Genomic DNA, 15,566 nt, shown 5'->3' with positions numbered 1-15,566 from the left:
CGCCGCACGCTACACGGGTGCGACGAGGGCGGCAGCCAGATCTTCCGCCGTCGTGACGGGCAGGTCGCAGACGTTCCCGCGGCACACGTAGGCGGCGTCGCGGCCGCCGATTCGATCGCGCCCGCGCAGCAATTCCGACGAGTCCAGCGCCCCTCCCACGACCATCGCGCCACCCGGCGCCAACCGTCGCGCTGCGACCAAGAGCTCCGAGTCGGTCGGGTCGCAGGCCACTGCAATCTGCAGCGGGCCACGCACCGCCGCCTCCGCCACGGCCAACCAGTGCCCGCCCGAGCGTGGCATCTTGGCCAGGATCGGGGTCGCCGCCGCGAGCGACGCGCGGGCCGCCGCGCCGTACCGCTCGGACCCGGTCAGGTGCGCGGCGAGTTGCAGCGCCTCGGTGATCGACGAGGCCCCCGACGGCGTCGCACCGTCGAGCGGATCCGACGGCCGAACCATCAGCCGCTCGGCGTCGTCGGCGGTGTCGAACCAGCGGCCCTCGCGGTCCGGATCGGCGAAGTGGTCGAGCGCGAGGTCCAGCAGCCCGGTGGCCGCCGTCAACCAGTCGGGATCGCCGGTCAGCTGGTTCAGCACCAGCAGGCCCGTCGCCAGCGCGGCATGATCCTCGAGGATGGCCGCGCTCTCCCCCACCCGAGCGCCGAGGCTCGCGCGCCGAAGCCGGCCGTCGACGACGTGCAGCTCGAGGACTGCCCGAGCGCAGTGGATTGCCGCATCGAGCAGTTCGGGCCGATCCAGCGCCACCGACGCCTCGGCCAGCGCCGTGATCGCGAACCCGTTCCAGGCCGTCACCACCTTGTCGTCACGCGTGGGTTGCGCCCGACCGAGGCGCGCGGCCAGCAGCATCGTCCGCGCCCGGGCGAAGCGGGACGCCGAGTCAGGATTCTCGCGAAGCTGCAACACCGAGCCGCCATGCTCGAACGTACCGGCATCGGTCACCCCGAAGACCCTTGCCGCCCAAGCTCCGTCGTCGTCGCCGAGCACCTCCCACAGCTGCGCCGGCGTCCACGCGTAGGTGAGTCCCTCGACACCGTCGGCGTCGGCGTCCAGGGACGAGGTGAACATGCCACCTGCGCCGAGGTCTCGCAGGAGGAACGTCGCCGTCTCGTCGGCGACCTTGCGCGCCAACGGTTCTGCGGAGCGTCGCGCCCAATGCGCGTACACCCGCAACAGCAAGGCGTTGTCGTAGAGCATCTTCTCGAAGTGCGGCACCACCCACGACGCGTCGACGCTGTAGCGGGCGAAGCCACCCGCCAGCTGGTCGTAGATGCCGCCGCGCGCCATCGCGCCGAGCGCCCTCTCGACGGTCGCGAGCGCGCCGGCGTCCGCGGTGCGCTCGACGTGGCGCAGCAGCGCCTCCAGCAGTGCCGAGGGCGGAAACTTGGGGGCATTGCCAAAGCCGCCACGGGCGACGTCCTCGTCGGCCAGCACCGCTGCGACGGCCCGGTCGCACACCACGGGCTCCAGGGCGGGGCCACCGCCGGGCAGACCCGAGACCATCGCCGCAAGCTCACCGGCGATGTCGTCCGACGCCCGCTCCACCTCGTCGCGCCGCTGCCGCCAGGTGTCGGCGACGGCGGCCAACAGCTCCAGGAAGTTCGCCTTCGGGTAATAGGTGCCGCAGAAGAACGGCCTGCCGTCGGGGGTAAGGAAGCACGTCATGGGCCAGCCGCCCTGGCCGGTCAGCGCGACCGTCGCGGTCATGTAGACGGCGTCGAGGTCGGGGCGCTCCTCGCGGTCCACCTTGATGCAGACGAAGTCCGCGTTCATGGCCGCGGCGACCTGATCGTCGGCGAAGGACTCGTGGGCCATCACGTGACACCAGTGGCAGGCCGCGTAGCCGATCGACAACAGGATCGGTACGTCGCGCGCCGCCGCCTCCGCGAGCGCCTCGGTGGTCCACTGCTGCCAGTGCACGGGATTGTCGGCGTGCTGACGCAGGTACGGGCTGGTGGCCTGGGCGAGCGAAGCGACGGGGGGATTGCCGGGCCGGAGGGCGTTACCCGCCACCGTCTGGACGACCGCCCTTGGCCAGCCCCGGATCACCCGTGTCGACCACGGTGCCGTCGTCGACGGCCTGATCGGGCTCGGGATGCTCGGGGTCGAACGACTCCGGCAGCTTCTTGAGGTGCTTGTTCATCGACCACACCAGCAGGAAGGTGCCGATGAGCAGGATCACGATGACCACCAGACCGAACGGACTGGCCTTGCCGAAGTCGGGGCCGGTGTCGCGCGGAGTCTCGTCGGCGAGCAGGCCGACGACCAGGAGCAGCTGGTCTGTCACGGCTCGATCCCGGCGAACAAGTCGTCCTCGGGAAGCGACACCGGAATGCGCGACCGCGCCAACTCGTAATCCTCGGTCGGCCACAGTCGCTGCTGCCACTCCATCGGAGTGCTGAAGAAGAAGCTCTTCGGATCGATCTGCGTGGCATGCGCGATGAGCGCCTCGTCGCGCTGCGGAAAGTACTTCGCGCATTCGACGCTGGTGGTGATGCGGCTGGCGACGACGTCGAGCTCCGGGTCCCAGTCCTTGAGCCACTTCTCGTAGGGCCCCACCTGGTCGTGCTTGGCGAACTCGTCCTGGAAGGCCTGCATGCGACTGCGCAGGAAACCGTGGTTGTAGTACACCTTGGACACCGCCCACGGCTCGCCCGCATCGGGGAACAGCCGGTAGTCGGCGGCGGCCTCGTAGGCCGCCATCGACACCTGGTGGCAGCGGATGTGGTCGGGGTGCGGGTAGCCACCGTTCTCGTCGTACGTGGTCAGCACGTGCGGCCGGAACTCACGGATCGAGCGGACCAGCCGCTCGGTGGCCTCTTCCAGCGGCACCAGGGCGAAGCAGCCCTCGGGCAGCGGGGGCAGCGGGTCGCCCTCCGGGAGCCCGGAGTCGACGAACCCGAGCCACTCGTGCTCGACGCCGAGAATCTCCGCGGCCTTGGCCATCTCGTCGATGCGGATCTCGTGGATTCGGCCGCGCACCTCTGGCAGGTCCATCGCGGGGTTCAGGATGTCGCCCCGCTCGCCGCCGGTCAGCGTCACCACCTTCACGCGGACGCCCTCGTCCACGTACTTGGCCATCGTGGCGGCGCCCTTGCTCGACTCGTCGTCGGGGTGGGCGTGGACCGCCATCAAACGCAGTTCGCTCACGTGTGCCTAACTTGCTCTCGTGCCATGGTCGTCACCGTTCAACCACTTTGGTAACCCCTATAGTTCCAGTCCTAGTCCAATCGGCCGAACCCAGACCCATGCCGACTGCCCACGGGAGGGGTGAACCGCCGCGTGATCGAGCGCCCAGCCGCCCGCTACGGGCGCCAACGGTTGGCCGTCGGCTCCCGCCGCCGCCTGGTCGCGGTGCTCTTCGTCGTCATCGTGGCCGTCGGCGTCGCATTGGCACTCGTCGCCTATCAGCGCCTCGGCACCGGCGAGGTGAAGGGCGACCTCGGTGGCTACCGGCTGGTGGGCGACGACGGGGTCGAGGTCACGATCAGCGTCACGCGGCAGGACCCGTCACGGCCCGTCGTGTGCATCGTGCGCGCGCGGTCGGTCGACGGTGCCGAGGTCGGTCGGCGCGAGATCCTGGTGCCACCGTCGACCGCGGAGACCGTCCAGGTCGAGGCCGTGGTCTCCGCCACCCGCCCGCCCGTCGTCGGCGACGTCTACGGCTGCGGTACCGAGGTGCCGGGCTACCTTCGCGCGCCCTGACGAAGTTTGGTCAGACGGGGCCCTGGGCAACCGGCGGGAGAACGCCGAACAGCCAATACGTGAAAGACGGCTGTCCACGCGGTGCTAACATGGACGGCGTACACGGTTCCTACTGGAGCCGTGTTTGCTGCTTTATTGCGCCCTCAGCGCCTGCGATCAAGGCATCCGCCGGGAACATCCCGCTGACAGCGCGAGACGACGACAGGAGCGCGACGACATGACCGATACCCAGGTCACCTGGCTCACCGAAGAGGCCTTCGACCGGCTCAAGGCCGAGCTCGACCAACTCATCGCCAACCGGCCCATCATCGCCGCCGAGATCAACGACCGGCGCGAGGAAGGCGACCTCCGCGAGAACGGCGGCTACCACCAGGCCCGTGAGGACCAGGGGCAGCAGGAGGCGCGCATCCGGCAGCTGCAAGAGCTGCTGAACAACGCCAAGGTCGGCGAGGCCCCCAAGCAGTCCGGCATCGCCCTGCCCGGCTCGGTCGTCAAGGTGAAGTTCGTCGACGGCGGCGACGTCGAGACGTTCCTCATCGGCACCCGCCAGGAGGGCGTGACCGACGGCAAGCTCGAGGTCTACTCGCCGAAGTCACCGCTCGGCGGCGCGATCATCGACGCCAAGGTCGGCGAGAAGCGCAGCTACGTGGTGCCCAACGGCAGCACCGTCGAGGTCGAGCTGCTCAGCGCGGAGCCGTACCACTCCTAGTCGCCCATGGCGCAGATCGCCGAGGATCTCTTCCTCCTTCTCGTCGACAACGCCACCACCCAACTCGCGCTGGAACGGAATCGGCGCGAGAAGGTGCTGGCCGCAGGCGTCCTGCTCGACCTCGCCTGGGCGTGCCGCATCCGCCCGTCGTCCCCCGGTGACGCCGTCGACCAGGGTCGGCTCGTCGCTCTCCAGGCAGGCGTGACGTCGGATCCAATTGTCGAGCCCGCCTTCGCGCTGCTGCACGAGCGTCCGCTGACCCCCGCTCGAGCCGTCGCCAAGGTCGGCAAGGGCGTCGAGGCAGCAGTCGCACGGCACCTGGAGCGCCGTGGTGACATCAGCCGGGTGCGGATGCCGTCCACGCGGGTCAACCCCCGCTACGGCTGGCCGCTGGTCCGACGCGACCGGGTTACCGCCGCCCGCACCGACCTGCTGTCGGCGCTCTTCGACCGGCGCCCGCCGACTCCGCCGACCGCGGCGATCGTCACCGTGCTGCACGCGGCCGACGGACTCGGTGCGCTGCTGAGCCTCAACGACCGGGGCTGGCGGTGGGTACACACGCGGGCCACCGAGATCGCCAGCGGCAGCTGGGTCGACGAATACCCGACGTCGCTGGCGGAGGTCAACCTGGCGGTCACCGCGTCGGCGCTGCGATCAGCCCTTACCTAGAGCCTGCTCCAGGTCGCCCAACAGGTCGGCGACGTCCTCAATGCCGACGGACAACCGAACCAGGTCGGCGGGCACCTCGAGCTGCGACCCGGCGGTGGAGGCGTGGGTCATGGCACCGGGGTGCTCGATGAGCGACTCCACCCCGCCGAGGGATTCGGCCAGGATGAAGATCTCGGTGCGAGCGCACAGTTGGTGCGCCGCCTCCCGGCCACCCTTGAGCCGGGCCGACACCATCCCGCCGAAGCCGGTCATCTGCCGGGCCGCGACGTCGTGGTTGGGGTGGCTCGGCAGGCCGGGGTAGAGCACCGCGTCGACGGCGGGGTGCTCGGCGAGGAACTCGGCGACCCGGGCGCCGTTGGCGCTGTGCCGTTCCATTCGCAGCGACAGCGTCTTGAGCCCGCGCATCGTCAGGTAGGCGTCGAAGGGGCCGGGGACGGCACCCGCACCGTTCTGCAGGAACGCAAACGCCTCGTCGAGTTCCTCGTCGTCGGTGAGCAGCGCCCCGCCGACGACGTCGGAGTGCCCTCCGATGTACTTCGTCGTGGAGTGCAAGACGATGTCGGCGCCCAGCGCCAGCGGCTGCTGCAGGGCGGGTGAGGCAAAGGTGTTGTCCACCAACACCTTTGCCCCGGCTGCGCTGGACAGCTCGGCAATGCCTGCGATGTCGGCGATCGACAGCAGCGGGTTGGTGGGCGTCTCGACCCAGACCAGCTTGGTGGCCGGCGTGATCGCGGCACGCACGGCGTCGAGATCCGACAGGGGTGCAGGCGTGTGCGTGACGCCCCACTGGGAGAAGACCTTGTCGATCAACCGGAACGTGCCGCCGTAGGCGTCATCGGGAATGACGACGTGGTCGCCGGGACGCAGCACGGCCCTCAGTGTGCAGTCGGTGGCCGCCATGCCCGAGCTGAAGGCCCGTCCGAAGGTGGCACCCTCCACCGCCGCCAGGCTCGCCTCCAGTGCCGCGCGTGTCGGATTGCCCGTTCGCGCGTACTCGTATCCGCTCCGCAGCCCGCCGACGCCGTCCTGGGCGAAGGTCGAACTCGCGTAGATCGGCGCGTTGACCGCGCCGGTTTGCGGATCGGGCCGGTATCCGGCGTGGATGGCCTTGGTCGCGGGACCGTAGGCGCGGTACGCATCTGCCTTGGAACGCTGCTCACTCATCACCGTTCAGGGTAACGGTGATGACCACCTCTGGTGTAGAACGAAGGTTATGGCCACGACGATCGAAAGTCTTCTCGACCTCGACACGCTGCTGACATCCGAGGACCTCGAATTGCGCACCATGGTTCGGGAGTTCGGCGAGTCCCGTCTGCGCCCGCACATCCCCGAGTGGTTCGAGACCGGTGAGGTTCCGGTGCGCGACCTCGCCGTCGAGATCGGCAAGCTGGGCCTGCTTGGCATGCATCTGGAGGGTTACGGGTGCAGCGGATCCTCGGCGACCGCCTACGGGCTGGTGTGCCAAGAGCTCGAAGCCGTCGACAGCGGTCTCCGGAGCTTGGTGTCCGTCCAGGGCTCCCTGGCGATGTTCGCCATCCACCGCTGGGGCAGCGAGGAACAACGAGAACAGTGGCTGCCGGGCATGGCCGCAGGCGAGCTGATCGGCTGCTTTGGTCTGACCGAGCCGGACTTCGGTTCCAACCCCGGCGGCATGCGGACGACCGCCCGCCGCGACGGGTCGGACTGGATTCTGAACGGATCCAAGATGTGGATCACCAACGCCTCGATCGCCGACGTCGCCATCGTGTGGGCGCGCGCCGAGGAAGGCGTCATCGGGTTCGTGGTCCCCACCTCGACTCCCGGCTTCTCCGCGCGGGCGATGACCCACAAGATGTCGCTGCGCGCCTCGGTCACCTCGGAGTTCAGCCTCGACGACGTCCGACTGCCGGACGACGCCAAACTGCCGGGCGCGCGCGGACTGTCGGGTCCGTTGGCATGTCTGTCCGAGGCGCGGTTCGGCATCGTGTTTGGATCGGTCGGCGCAGCCCGTGACTGCCTGGAGACGACGTTGGACTACGTCGGCACCCGTGAGGTCTTCGACAAGCCCCTGTCCGGATATCAGCTCACCCAGGCCAAGATCGCCGACATGGCAGTCGAATTGGGCAAGGCGCAGCTCCTGGCGTTGCACCTTGGCAGGCTCAAGGACGACGGCAAGATCAAGCCGGAACAGGTCAGTGTCGGCAAGCTCAACAACGTGCGCGAGGCGATCAAGATTGCCCGACAATGCCGAACCTTGTTGGGCGCCAACGGAATCACGCTGGAGTACCCGGTGATCCGGCATGCCAACAACCTGGAATCGGTGCTCACCTACGAGGGCACCTCCGAGGTGCATCAGTTGGTGATCGGCGAAGCGCTCACCGGGGTCAGCGCGTTCCGCTGAACGACCGTCGAGGCCAACTTGTCGGAGAAGCTCTGCCGCCTGCGATCCCACAGCGGCCACAGCACCCCGAGCAACAGGGGTACGACGTCGGCGACGTGGGCGAGCAGGCGGACCGTCGATCGCGTGAACCCGATCGGCTGCTGCGTCGTCGCGTCGAGCACCCGGATGCCCAGCAGGCCCTTGCCGAGGCTTGCGCCGCCTCGTCCCTGTCGCAGGCCCAGGTTCCACACGGCATATCCGACCATCGCCAACCAGCAGGCGACGAAGCTCCACCAGCCCAGCGGCGTCGAACCGGCGTCCCCACACTGCGACCCCAGATCGCGAATGGAAGGATCGCCGTCGCACAAGGGGTTTCGCGTCACCCAGGCCAGCGCGAGAGCCACCAGCGCCAGAACCACGACCGGGACGACGTCGACCATCGCCGCCACGATCCGCCGCCACCAGGGCGCGTAGGCGGGCTGCCCGGGTTCGGAAGGTCGCACCACACGACCGTACCGAACGAGCCCATCAGCAGGGGACGCAGATGGTGGTCGCTACGGCGTCCTCGGCGCGACTTGACCGCCGGTCAGCTTGCGGTAGGCGTACACCAGGATGAGACCCGCTAGCGGCGCGCCGACGAGCAGACCGACGAAGCAGACGATGGCGCCTACCACGATCAAGAGGAGCGCCAGGAGATACGCCAGCACGGCCGAACCGAAGTTCGACCTCACCAACTGAAAGCTCTCCTTGATCGCCTGGATCGGCGGGGTGTCGCGTTCGACGATCAACACGGTCGTGAACATCGTGAACAGACCGATGACCACACTGAAGATGAAGCAGAAGCTCAGTATCGACGACACGACGCCGATGATCAGGCTGGCGACGAGCACCCGGCCCACGTTGCGCGGCTTGAAGAAGGACCCGGCTGACACCTGCTGCCCGTCGGCGATGTCCAGGAGCCCGCCGTAGTAGGCCGAGGTGATGGCACCCGCGAGCACGAAGGTCAGGATGCTCCCGAGGAACACCACGAACAGGCCTGCGGCGCTCAGTCCCGACGTCATCGAGTAGCTGAAGCTGGTGTCGTCGGTGGAGTAGGTGCTCACCGCATCTGGCGACACCGCGATGGCCAACGAGTAGACGCCAATGCCTACGAGGAACAGCAAGACGGCGTAGACCAAGGTCGGCACGATCAGCGCGCCGGCGTTCTTGCTGAACTTGTTCCAGGCCCAGCCGAACCCGTCGCCGAGGTCCAGTTGCCCGCCGGCGGCCGGCGGGTAGCCCCCGTAACCACCTTGTGCCGGGTAACCACCCGGTGCCGGATAACCGCCCTGTGGGGGCGCGTAACCGCCGGGAGGAGGCGGAGCGTAGCCGCCCTGCGGGGGTGGTGGCGGCGGGTAGCTGCCCTGCGGGGGTGGCGGTGGCGGGTAACCGCCCTGCCGGGGCGGCGGGTAGCCACCCTGCGGGGGCGGCGGGTAGCCACCCTGCGGTGGCGGCGGGTAACCGCCCTGCGGCGGTGGCGGATAACCACCCTGCGGGGGCGGCGGGTAGTTGCCTTCGTTCGGATGGCCACCCTCGGGCGGCTGCGGCGGGTTGGTCATGTCACGTCCTAGTGGGTTCGGACAGCGAAACCCGTCTGCCGACGGGCCGGTGTGATCGTGGGACTGGCGGTCAGTTCGAGAAGAAGACGAAGTACCCGATGAAGCTCAAGACGAGGGAGGCCGCGCCGACGATGACACCGGCCAAGGCCAAACCGTGGCCCGCTTGCCCCGTCTTCTTGATCTGGTTCATGGCGACGATGCCGAGGACGATCCCGACGATCGCACCAATGCCGCAGAAGAGACCGATCACCGAGCAGACCAAGGAGGCCACGGCGAGGTTGTTGTTCCCCTGCGGGGGCGCGGGCTCATAACCCCCGTATCCCCCGTATCCCCCTGGCGGCGGATAACTTCCAGGCGGCGGTGGAGGCGGGTAATTCCCCGGAGGCGGCGGCGGATACTCGGTCATGAACGCCTTCCAGTGATCGATTTTGCTGGTCTGAGCGCTGTTACCCTACCCGAGAACTAGCTGAAAAAGGTCAGCAAGAAGTCATCAATCCGGCACTGCGCCATCGCTATCGGCGGGAGCTGCCATTCGACAGGAAGCCCAGCAGGTCGTGCCGGGTCAGCACGCCCACCGGCTTGCCCTCCTCGACCACCATCACGGCGTCGATGTCGCGCAGTTCCTTGGCTGCGGCACTGACCAATTCGCCCGCACCGATCAGCGGCAGCGCCGGGCTCATGTGCTCCGACACGGCGTCGGCGAGCTTGGCCCGGCCCTCGAACACCGCCGACAGCAGTTCCCGCTCGGAGACGCTGCCGGCCACCTCGCCCGCCATCACGGGCGGTTCCGCGCCGACGACCGGCATCTGGGACACCCCGTACTCGCGAAGGATCCCGATGGCGTCACGCACCGTCTCCGAGGGGTGGGTGTGCACGAGGTCCGGCAGCGCACCTGACTTGCCGCGCAACACGTCTCCGACGGTCGTCTGTTCCACCGAACCGTCGAGTCGCTCCCGGAGGAAGCCGTAGGACGACATCCAGGAATCACTGAAGATCTTTGAGAGATAACCTCTTCCGCCGTCGGGCAGCAGGACCACGATGACGGCGTCCGGCCCGGCGCGTTCCGCCACCCGGATGGCGGCGACCGTCGCCATCCCGCACGACCCGCCGACCAACAACGCCTCCTCACGCGCGAGACGACGCGTCATCTCGAAGGAGTCGGCGTCGGAGACGGCGATGATCTCATCGGTGACGGTGGGGTCGTAGGCCGACGGCCAGAAGTCCTCGCCCACTCCCTCGACGAGGTAGGGCCGGCCGGTGCCGCCCGAGTACACCGACCCCTCCGGGTCGGCGCCGATGATCTTCACCGCGCCCCCGGACACCTCCTTGAGGTATCGACCCGCGCCGGTGATCGTCCCGCCGGTGCCGACCCCGGTGACGAAGTGGGTGATCTTGCCCTCGGTGGCGGCCCAGATCTCCGGACCGGTCGTCTCGTAATGGCTCGCAGGGCCGTTCGGGTTCGAGTACTGGTCGGGCTTCCAAGCACCGTCGATCTCGCGGACCAACCGGTCGGAGACGCTGTAATAGCTGTCGGGGTGGTCCGGCGGCACCGCGGTCGGAGACACGACGACCTCGGCGCCGTACGCGCGCAACACGTTTCGCTTGTCCTCGCTGACCTTGTCGGGGCAGACGAAGATGCACTTGTAGCCGCGCTGTTGGGCAACCAGGGCCAGTCCCACGCCGGTGTTGCCCGAGGTCGGCTCCACGATCGTGCCGCCCGGCTTGAGCTCGCCGCTGGCCTCGGCGGCGTCGATCATCTTGATCGCGATGCGATCCTTGGAACTGCCCCCTGGGTTGAGGTACTCGACCTTGGCCGCGACGAGTCCGGCGCCTTCGGGCACAACGGAGTTCAGCCGGACGAGAGGCGTGTTGCCGATGAGCTCACTGACATGACCCGCGATTCGCATGGGTCCATCGTGTCAGGCGCGCGGTTCGGTTACCAGGTCGCCTCTCGGATGTAGTCGCCGATCTGCTTGAGCGACCGGGTCGCTTCCTTCACGTGCGGCGCTCCCAGCTGGAAGACGTGCATCTGACCAGGCCAGACGTGGACTTCGACGGGCACCCCGGCCGCGGCGAGCATGTGCGAGGCCTTTCTGGCGTCGTTGAGCAGAACCTCCGAGCCCGACACGTGAATCAGGGTCCGCGGCAGACCGGTCTCGACGTGGTCGAGCGGTTCGTAGACTTCCTCGGGCTTGCCGTCGACGACGTGGCGCTTGGCCGCACGCTCGATGTAGTCGACCAGCATGTCGAAGGCCTTCGACGGGAACATCGCGTCGGAGTGGGCGTTCGGGTGCTGGGCGCGGCCCTCGTTGTCGATCTCGAAGAGGGGCGACATCGTGACCATCGCCGCGGGCAGCTCGCCCTCCAGGTTGAGCCGCTCGGCCAGTGCCAGCGACAGGTAGCCGCCCGCCGAATCCCCCGCCAGCACGATCTGCGACGGGTCGTAGCCCTTGAGCCGCAACCACCGGTAGGCGTCGTAACAGTCGTCGACGGCCTCGCCAATGGAGTGCTTGGGGATCATCCGGTAATTCACGGCCAGCGCGGGGCTGTCGGCGAACCGCGACAGTGCGGTCACCAGGCGACCGTGGGTGTTGGCACCGCAGGTGAGGAACGCGCCGCCGTGCATGTAGAGGATGACGCTGCGGGTACCGTCGGCGGGCAGCACGCCCGCCGCCCGGACCAGCTGCGCGGTGCAGTTCGGCAGACCGATGGTGGCGCGCACCGTGCCGGGGGCGGGCCGCAGCACCCGGGCAGCGAAGTCGACCACGCCGAAGGGCCACGGCATCCGCGGCAAGTAGCCGCCCACGGCGAGGGTTGGCTTGATCGTCATCATCGCGCCAAGAGCAAACAACCGACCGGCTAGGCTCGGGCCGTCCTCGACCACCTCGAGCGGAGCACCGTCACTGACGGGGAATCGTCGTGTCTTGCGCGATCTACCAGCGCCAACGGTGGTTCCATACGAACGGGATACGTCACTTGGTGCGGTCATCGTCACCACTTCCCTACGCCGATGTAGTGCCCGAGGCCCGTTAATGCTTAGCCAACCCCAGGTAACTTAGCTTGAACCCTTTCAATTGTTCAACGAATGGGAAACCCGATTTCGTACCGCAGTCGATATCGCACCGTGACCGGCCGTGACCGCTACCACGCGGATATCCCGTCGGGACCGTCCTAAACTGGCCGCGTGGGCAATCGTGCACCGCGACGTTCGACCGTTGCCCTGGCAGCGGCGGCGACGCTCGCGTCGACGGGTTCGGCGTATGTCGGTGCCAGGAACCTCCTTCAGGTGCAGGCTGACCAGGCCCGTCAGGTCATTCCCAAGTCGTGGGACGTTCCGCCGCGGGCCGACGGCGTCTACTCTGCGGGCGGCGGCCCGTTCGAGAGGTGGCACCGCGGCGTGCCCTTCGACGTCCATCTGATGGTGTTCGGCGACTCGACGGCCACCGGCTACGGCTGCATGATCGCCGACGAGGTGCCAGGCGTGTTGATCGCGCGCGGGCTCGCCGAGCAGTCCGGCAAGCGGATTCGGTTGAGCACCAAGGCAATCGTCGGGGCCACGTCGAAGGGGCTCTCGGGACAGATCGACGCGATGTTCGTGGCGGGTCCGCCTCCCGACGCCGCGGTGGTGATGATCGGCGCCAACGACGTCACCGCCCTCAACGGCGTCGGGCAATCCGCGCGGCGGCTCGGTGCCGCGGTCCGCCGGTTGCGGGGCAGCGGAGCGGTCGTCGTCGTCGGCACCTGCCCGGACTTCGGCGTCATCACCGCGATTCCGCAACCGCTGCGCACCGTCGCGCGCACCATCGGTCTTCGACTGGCCCATGCGCAGGCCGCCGAGGTGCGCGCTGCGGGCGGCGTGCCGGTGCCGTTCTCGGAACTGCTGGCCTCGGAGTTCCAGCAGGCCCCGGAGGAGTTCTTCTCCCAGGACATGTTCCATCCGTCGGCGGCCGGCTATGCGTTGGCCGCCCAGCAGCTGCTGCCCGCGCTGTGCAAGGCGCTGGGTGAGTGGAGCGCCGACGCCGACGTCGAGCCGGCCCTCGAGGCGCGGGGCGACTCGTTGCTGGCCCGCCTGGGCGGCGTCACGCAGTTCTGGCGGCGCACGACGGGCGTACCCGCGCCGATCGTCGCCACGGTCACGGGTTAGGTTCGGTCTAGCCGTCCCCTATCGAGGAGTTCGCCATGCCCGAAGCCGTCATCGTCTCCACCGCCCGATCGCCCATCGGCCGCGCCAACAAGGGCTCGCTGGTGGACATGCGTCCCGACGACCTGGCTGCGCAGATGGTCAAGGCGGCCCTCGACAAGGTGCCCGGGCTCGATCCGCGTGACATCGACGACCTCATCATGGGCTGTGGCCAGCCCGCCGGCGAGGCAGGTTTCAACGTCGGTCGCGCGGTTGCCGTTGAATTGGGCTACGACTTCCTGCCCGGCACCACCGTGAACCGGTACTGCTCGTCGTCGCTGCAGACCACCCGGATGGCGTTTCACGCGATCAAGGCCGGCGAGGGCGACGCCTTCATCTCCGCCGGCGTGGAGACGGTGTCGCGCTTCGTGAAGGGCAGCGCCGACGGCTGGCCCGACGCCAAGAACGGTGCCTTCGCGGACGCGCAGGCCCGCTCGGACGAGGCCGCGACCGGAGCGACGGAGTGGCACGATCCCCGCGAGGACGGGTTGCTGCCCGACGTCTACATCGCAATGGGTCAGACGGCCGAGAACGTCGCCCTGTTCACCGGCATCAGCCGCGAGGATCAGGACCACTGGGGCGTCCGCAGCCAGAACAAGGCCGAGGAGGCCATCAACAGCGGCTTCTTCGAGCGGGAGATCTCGCCGGTGACCCTGCCCGACGGCACGGTCGTGTCCAAGGACGACGGCCCACGCGCGGGCACGACGTACGAGAAGATCAGCCAGCTCAAGCCCGTCTTCCGGCCCAACGGCACCATCACCGCCGGCAACGCGTGCCCGCTGAACGACGGTGCTGCGGCCCTGGTGATCATGAGCGACGTGAAGGCCAAGGAGCTGGGGCTGACGCCGCTGGCGCGCATCGTGTCGACCGGCGTGTCGGGGTTGTCGCCGGAGATCATGGGCCTCGGCCCCATCGAGGCGTGCAAGCAGGCGCTCGCACGGGCCGGCAAGTCGATCGACGACATCGACCTCTACGAGATCAACGAGGCGTTCGCCGTGCAGGTGCTGGGCTCGGCGCGCGCACTCGGGATGGACGAGGACAAGCTCAACGTCTCCGGCGGCGCGATTGCGCTCGGCCACCCCTTCGGCATGACCGGCGCCCGCATCACCGCCACGCTGCTGAACAACCTGCAGACCCACGACAAGACGTTTGGCCTGGAGACCATGTGCGTCGGCGGCGGCCAGGGCATGGCGATGGTGATCGAGCGCTTGAGCTAGGCGCGCCTCCGCCGACTCTGCTGCATCGGGTGTGCGCACAGATCGCAGACTCACGACTCTTCGCGATCTGTACGCACACTCGATTGCCACGCCCGTTGCACCCGGGCGAGAACGTCCGCCGTTCGGTTGGCCTTCGCGACTCTGATGACCTGCCAGCCAAGTTGGTGGGCCAACTCGATGCGGACGATGTCCTTGGCGAACTGCACCGGGTCGGTGCGATGGTGGTCTCCGTCGTACTCGACGGCGAGCCGACGTTCCTCCCATCCCATGTCGAGGTAGTACGTCGGCTGCCCGTATCCACCGCTCACCGGAATCTGGGTGCGGGGCCGCGGATATCCCGCTCGAATCAGCAAGAGCCGCAACCACGTTTCCCTCGGCGACTCCGCACCTGGGTCGTAGAGGTCCAGCACCGCAGGCAGCTTGCGAACCCCTGGTGATCCCGGGTGCCGCCGCGCCACCGCCAAGACGGAGTCGACGTCCAATCCCGTTGCACGACCGAGCGCGTCGATGCGCTCCACGCACGAACCCACCGGACCACGACGGCCGAGGTCGAACGCCGTCCTGGCCGCCGTGGTCACCCACATGCCGTCGAGTGTTTCGAACTCGTTGCCCAGCAGTCGATCTCGTCGGGTCTTGACGCCGCGAGGCGGCCGCGCGTTCGGCCAGATGAGTTCAACGGGCACGTCATCGGCGATCCAGCGACTGCCGTGCATCGCGGCCGCCGCCAATCCGCAGATGACACCGTCACCGTAGGTCCACTGCCATGCGCCCCGCGTCCGCTGCCGCAGCGTCGGCTGGACGCCGGCGGGCAGATAGATGTCGGGCAGGATCGCCTGATGCGCCTTGCGCAATTGGTACTTGTTGGCCACCCGCCCGTTGACGAGGGCCTCGCTGCCGATGAAGGGTGTCGTGTCGTCGTCCACGGTTGGCAGCGTCGGCCTAGGAACCGACACTCGCACCGATCGAGTGTGCGCACAGATCGCGTTCTGTGGACTTGGATTCAGGCGGTCGCTGCAACGTATGTGGACGGATTCGAGAGTAGTCGGTGGAGTTCTTCGGCTGGGGTTGCCCAGTTGTGGCGTTTGCGGGGTCGGGCGTTGAGTTCGGCGGCGACTTC

Annotated in this window: 15 protein-coding genes and 1 pseudogene; 6 read left to right on the top strand and 10 right to left on the bottom strand. The window is 68.3% G+C overall.

The features are described from left to right. Window positions 1-9: 9 nt before the first annotated feature. The 3 genes from H7K45_RS03765 to mca are packed head-to-tail and all read right to left on the bottom strand — an operon-like array spanning window position 10 to window position 3,162. Complete coding sequence (locus H7K45_RS03765) at window positions 10-2,025, bottom strand: thioredoxin domain-containing protein (protein ID WP_263994439.1); 2,016 nt, start codon at window positions 2,023-2,025, stop codon at window positions 10-12. Further along, window positions 2,015-2,299 (bottom strand): hypothetical protein, encoded by a 285-nt coding sequence (locus H7K45_RS03760; RefSeq protein ID WP_263994438.1) that lies wholly within the window; start codon window positions 2,297-2,299, stop codon window positions 2,015-2,017. The genes H7K45_RS03765 and H7K45_RS03760 overlap by 11 nt, the downstream gene beginning before the upstream one ends. Further along, the gene (mca, locus tag H7K45_RS03755; RefSeq protein ID WP_263994437.1) at window positions 2,296-3,162 is read right to left on the bottom strand and encodes a mycothiol conjugate amidase Mca; all 867 of its coding nucleotides are present in this window, start codon (window positions 3,160-3,162) and stop codon (window positions 2,296-2,298) included. The genes H7K45_RS03760 and mca overlap by 4 nt, the downstream gene beginning before the upstream one ends. A 132-nt stretch (window positions 3,163-3,294) precedes the next feature. Here mca and H7K45_RS03750 point away from each other — a divergent pair, with 132 nt between their 5' ends. The 3 genes from H7K45_RS03750 to H7K45_RS03740 all read left to right on the top strand — a co-directional run bounded on the left by H7K45_RS03750 (window position 3,295) and on the right by H7K45_RS03740 (window position 5,095). Next, the gene (locus H7K45_RS03750) at window positions 3,295-3,717 is read left to right on the top strand and encodes a DUF4307 domain-containing protein (protein WP_263994436.1); all 423 of its coding nucleotides are present in this window, start codon (window positions 3,295-3,297) and stop codon (window positions 3,715-3,717) included. A gap of 217 nt (window positions 3,718-3,934) precedes the next feature. Continuing rightward, window positions 3,935-4,426, top strand: coding sequence for a transcription elongation factor GreA (gene greA, locus H7K45_RS03745; protein ID WP_263994435.1), 492 nt, complete (start codon window positions 3,935-3,937; stop codon window positions 4,424-4,426). A 6-nt stretch (window positions 4,427-4,432) separates the two neighbouring features. Next, on the top strand, window positions 4,433-5,095 hold the full coding sequence (locus H7K45_RS03740) for a GOLPH3/VPS74 family protein (RefSeq protein WP_263994434.1): 663 nt from the start codon (window positions 4,433-4,435) through the stop codon (window positions 5,093-5,095). Here the strand turns inward: H7K45_RS03740 and H7K45_RS03735 are convergent. Continuing rightward, complete coding sequence (locus tag H7K45_RS03735; RefSeq protein ID WP_263994433.1) at window positions 5,081-6,259, bottom strand: cystathionine gamma-synthase; 1,179 nt, start codon at window positions 6,257-6,259, stop codon at window positions 5,081-5,083. The two genes, H7K45_RS03740 and H7K45_RS03735, sit on opposite strands and share 15 nt — an antisense overlap. A 49-nt stretch (window positions 6,260-6,308) precedes the next feature. On the opposite strand from H7K45_RS03735, the gene H7K45_RS03730 reads away from it, so the two are divergent. Further along, a complete protein-coding gene (locus tag H7K45_RS03730; protein WP_263994432.1) occupies window positions 6,309-7,475 on the top strand; it encodes an acyl-CoA dehydrogenase family protein in 1,167 nt (388 codons plus the stop codon). On the opposite strand, the gene H7K45_RS03725 is transcribed toward H7K45_RS03730, so the two are convergent. The 5 genes and pseudogenes from H7K45_RS03725 to H7K45_RS03705 all read right to left on the bottom strand — a co-directional run bounded on the left by H7K45_RS03725 (window position 7,427) and on the right by H7K45_RS03705 (window position 12,041). Then, complete coding sequence (locus H7K45_RS03725; RefSeq protein WP_263994431.1) at window positions 7,427-7,957, bottom strand: RDD family protein; 531 nt, start codon at window positions 7,955-7,957, stop codon at window positions 7,427-7,429. The genes H7K45_RS03730 and H7K45_RS03725 overlap by 49 nt on opposite strands. A gap of 51 nt (window positions 7,958-8,008) precedes the next feature. Beyond that, window positions 8,009-9,052, bottom strand: a complete 1,044-nt coding sequence (locus H7K45_RS03720) for a DUF2189 domain-containing protein (protein ID WP_263994430.1) — start codon at window positions 9,050-9,052, stop codon at window positions 8,009-8,011. Between the two features lie 70 nt (window positions 9,053-9,122). After that, window positions 9,123-9,446: pseudogene (locus H7K45_RS03715) on the bottom strand (DUF4190 domain-containing protein); the annotation flags it as partial. 118 nt (window positions 9,447-9,564) lie between these two features. Then, window positions 9,565-10,959, bottom strand: coding sequence for a cystathionine beta-synthase (locus tag H7K45_RS03710; RefSeq protein WP_263994429.1), 1,395 nt, complete (start codon window positions 10,957-10,959; stop codon window positions 9,565-9,567). 29 nt (window positions 10,960-10,988) lie between these two features. Continuing rightward, complete coding sequence (locus H7K45_RS03705; RefSeq protein ID WP_263994428.1) at window positions 10,989-12,041, bottom strand: alpha/beta hydrolase; 1,053 nt, start codon at window positions 12,039-12,041, stop codon at window positions 10,989-10,991. Window positions 12,042-12,236: 195 nt separating this feature from the next. Here H7K45_RS03705 and H7K45_RS03700 point away from each other — a divergent pair, with 195 nt between their 5' ends. Together H7K45_RS03700 and H7K45_RS03695 are read left to right on the top strand one after the other, a co-directional pair. Beyond that, window positions 12,237-13,196, top strand: a complete 960-nt coding sequence (locus H7K45_RS03700; protein WP_263994427.1) for an SGNH/GDSL hydrolase family protein — start codon at window positions 12,237-12,239, stop codon at window positions 13,194-13,196. A 35-nt stretch (window positions 13,197-13,231) separates the two neighbouring features. Continuing rightward, window positions 13,232-14,449 (top strand): acetyl-CoA C-acetyltransferase, encoded by a 1,218-nt coding sequence (locus H7K45_RS03695; protein WP_263994426.1) that lies wholly within the window; start codon window positions 13,232-13,234, stop codon window positions 14,447-14,449. A 50-nt stretch (window positions 14,450-14,499) separates the two neighbouring features. Here the strand turns inward: H7K45_RS03695 and H7K45_RS03690 are convergent, their stop codons facing one another. Then, complete coding sequence (locus tag H7K45_RS03690; RefSeq protein WP_263994425.1) at window positions 14,500-15,372, bottom strand: hypothetical protein; 873 nt, start codon at window positions 15,370-15,372, stop codon at window positions 14,500-14,502. Window positions 15,373-15,566 lie beyond the last annotated feature (194 nt).

It is taken from the genome of Mycobacterium yunnanensis, assembly GCF_025823185.1.
Classification (GTDB): Bacteria; Actinomycetota; Actinomycetes; order Mycobacteriales; family Mycobacteriaceae; genus Mycobacterium; species Mycobacterium yunnanensis.
This window is presented reverse-complemented; position numbering and strand designations above follow the sequence as displayed.

Excerpts from the sequence above, each read along its gene's own strand:
- greA (WP_263994435.1), top strand. The coding sequence starts at position 3,935 with ATGACCGATACCCAGGTCACCTGGCTCACCGAAGAGGCCTTCGACCGG.
- H7K45_RS03740 (WP_263994434.1), top strand. The coding sequence starts at position 4,433 with ATGGCGCAGATCGCCGAGGATCTCTTCCTCCTTCTCGTCGACAACGCC.
- H7K45_RS03735 (WP_263994433.1), bottom strand. The coding sequence starts at position 6,259 with ATGAGTGAGCAGCGTTCCAAGGCAGATGCGTACCGCGCCTACGGTCCC.
- H7K45_RS03730 (WP_263994432.1), top strand. The coding sequence starts at position 6,309 with ATGGCCACGACGATCGAAAGTCTTCTCGACCTCGACACGCTGCTGACA.
- H7K45_RS03720 (WP_263994430.1), bottom strand. The coding sequence starts at position 9,052 with ATGACCAACCCGCCGCAGCCGCCCGAGGGTGGCCATCCGAACGAAGGC.
- H7K45_RS03710 (WP_263994429.1), bottom strand. The coding sequence starts at position 10,959 with ATGCGAATCGCGGGTCATGTCAGTGAGCTCATCGGCAACACGCCTCTC.
- H7K45_RS03705 (WP_263994428.1), bottom strand. The coding sequence starts at position 12,041 with ATGACCGCACCAAGTGACGTATCCCGTTCGTATGGAACCACCGTTGGC.
- H7K45_RS03695 (WP_263994426.1), top strand. The coding sequence starts at position 13,232 with ATGCCCGAAGCCGTCATCGTCTCCACCGCCCGATCGCCCATCGGCCGC.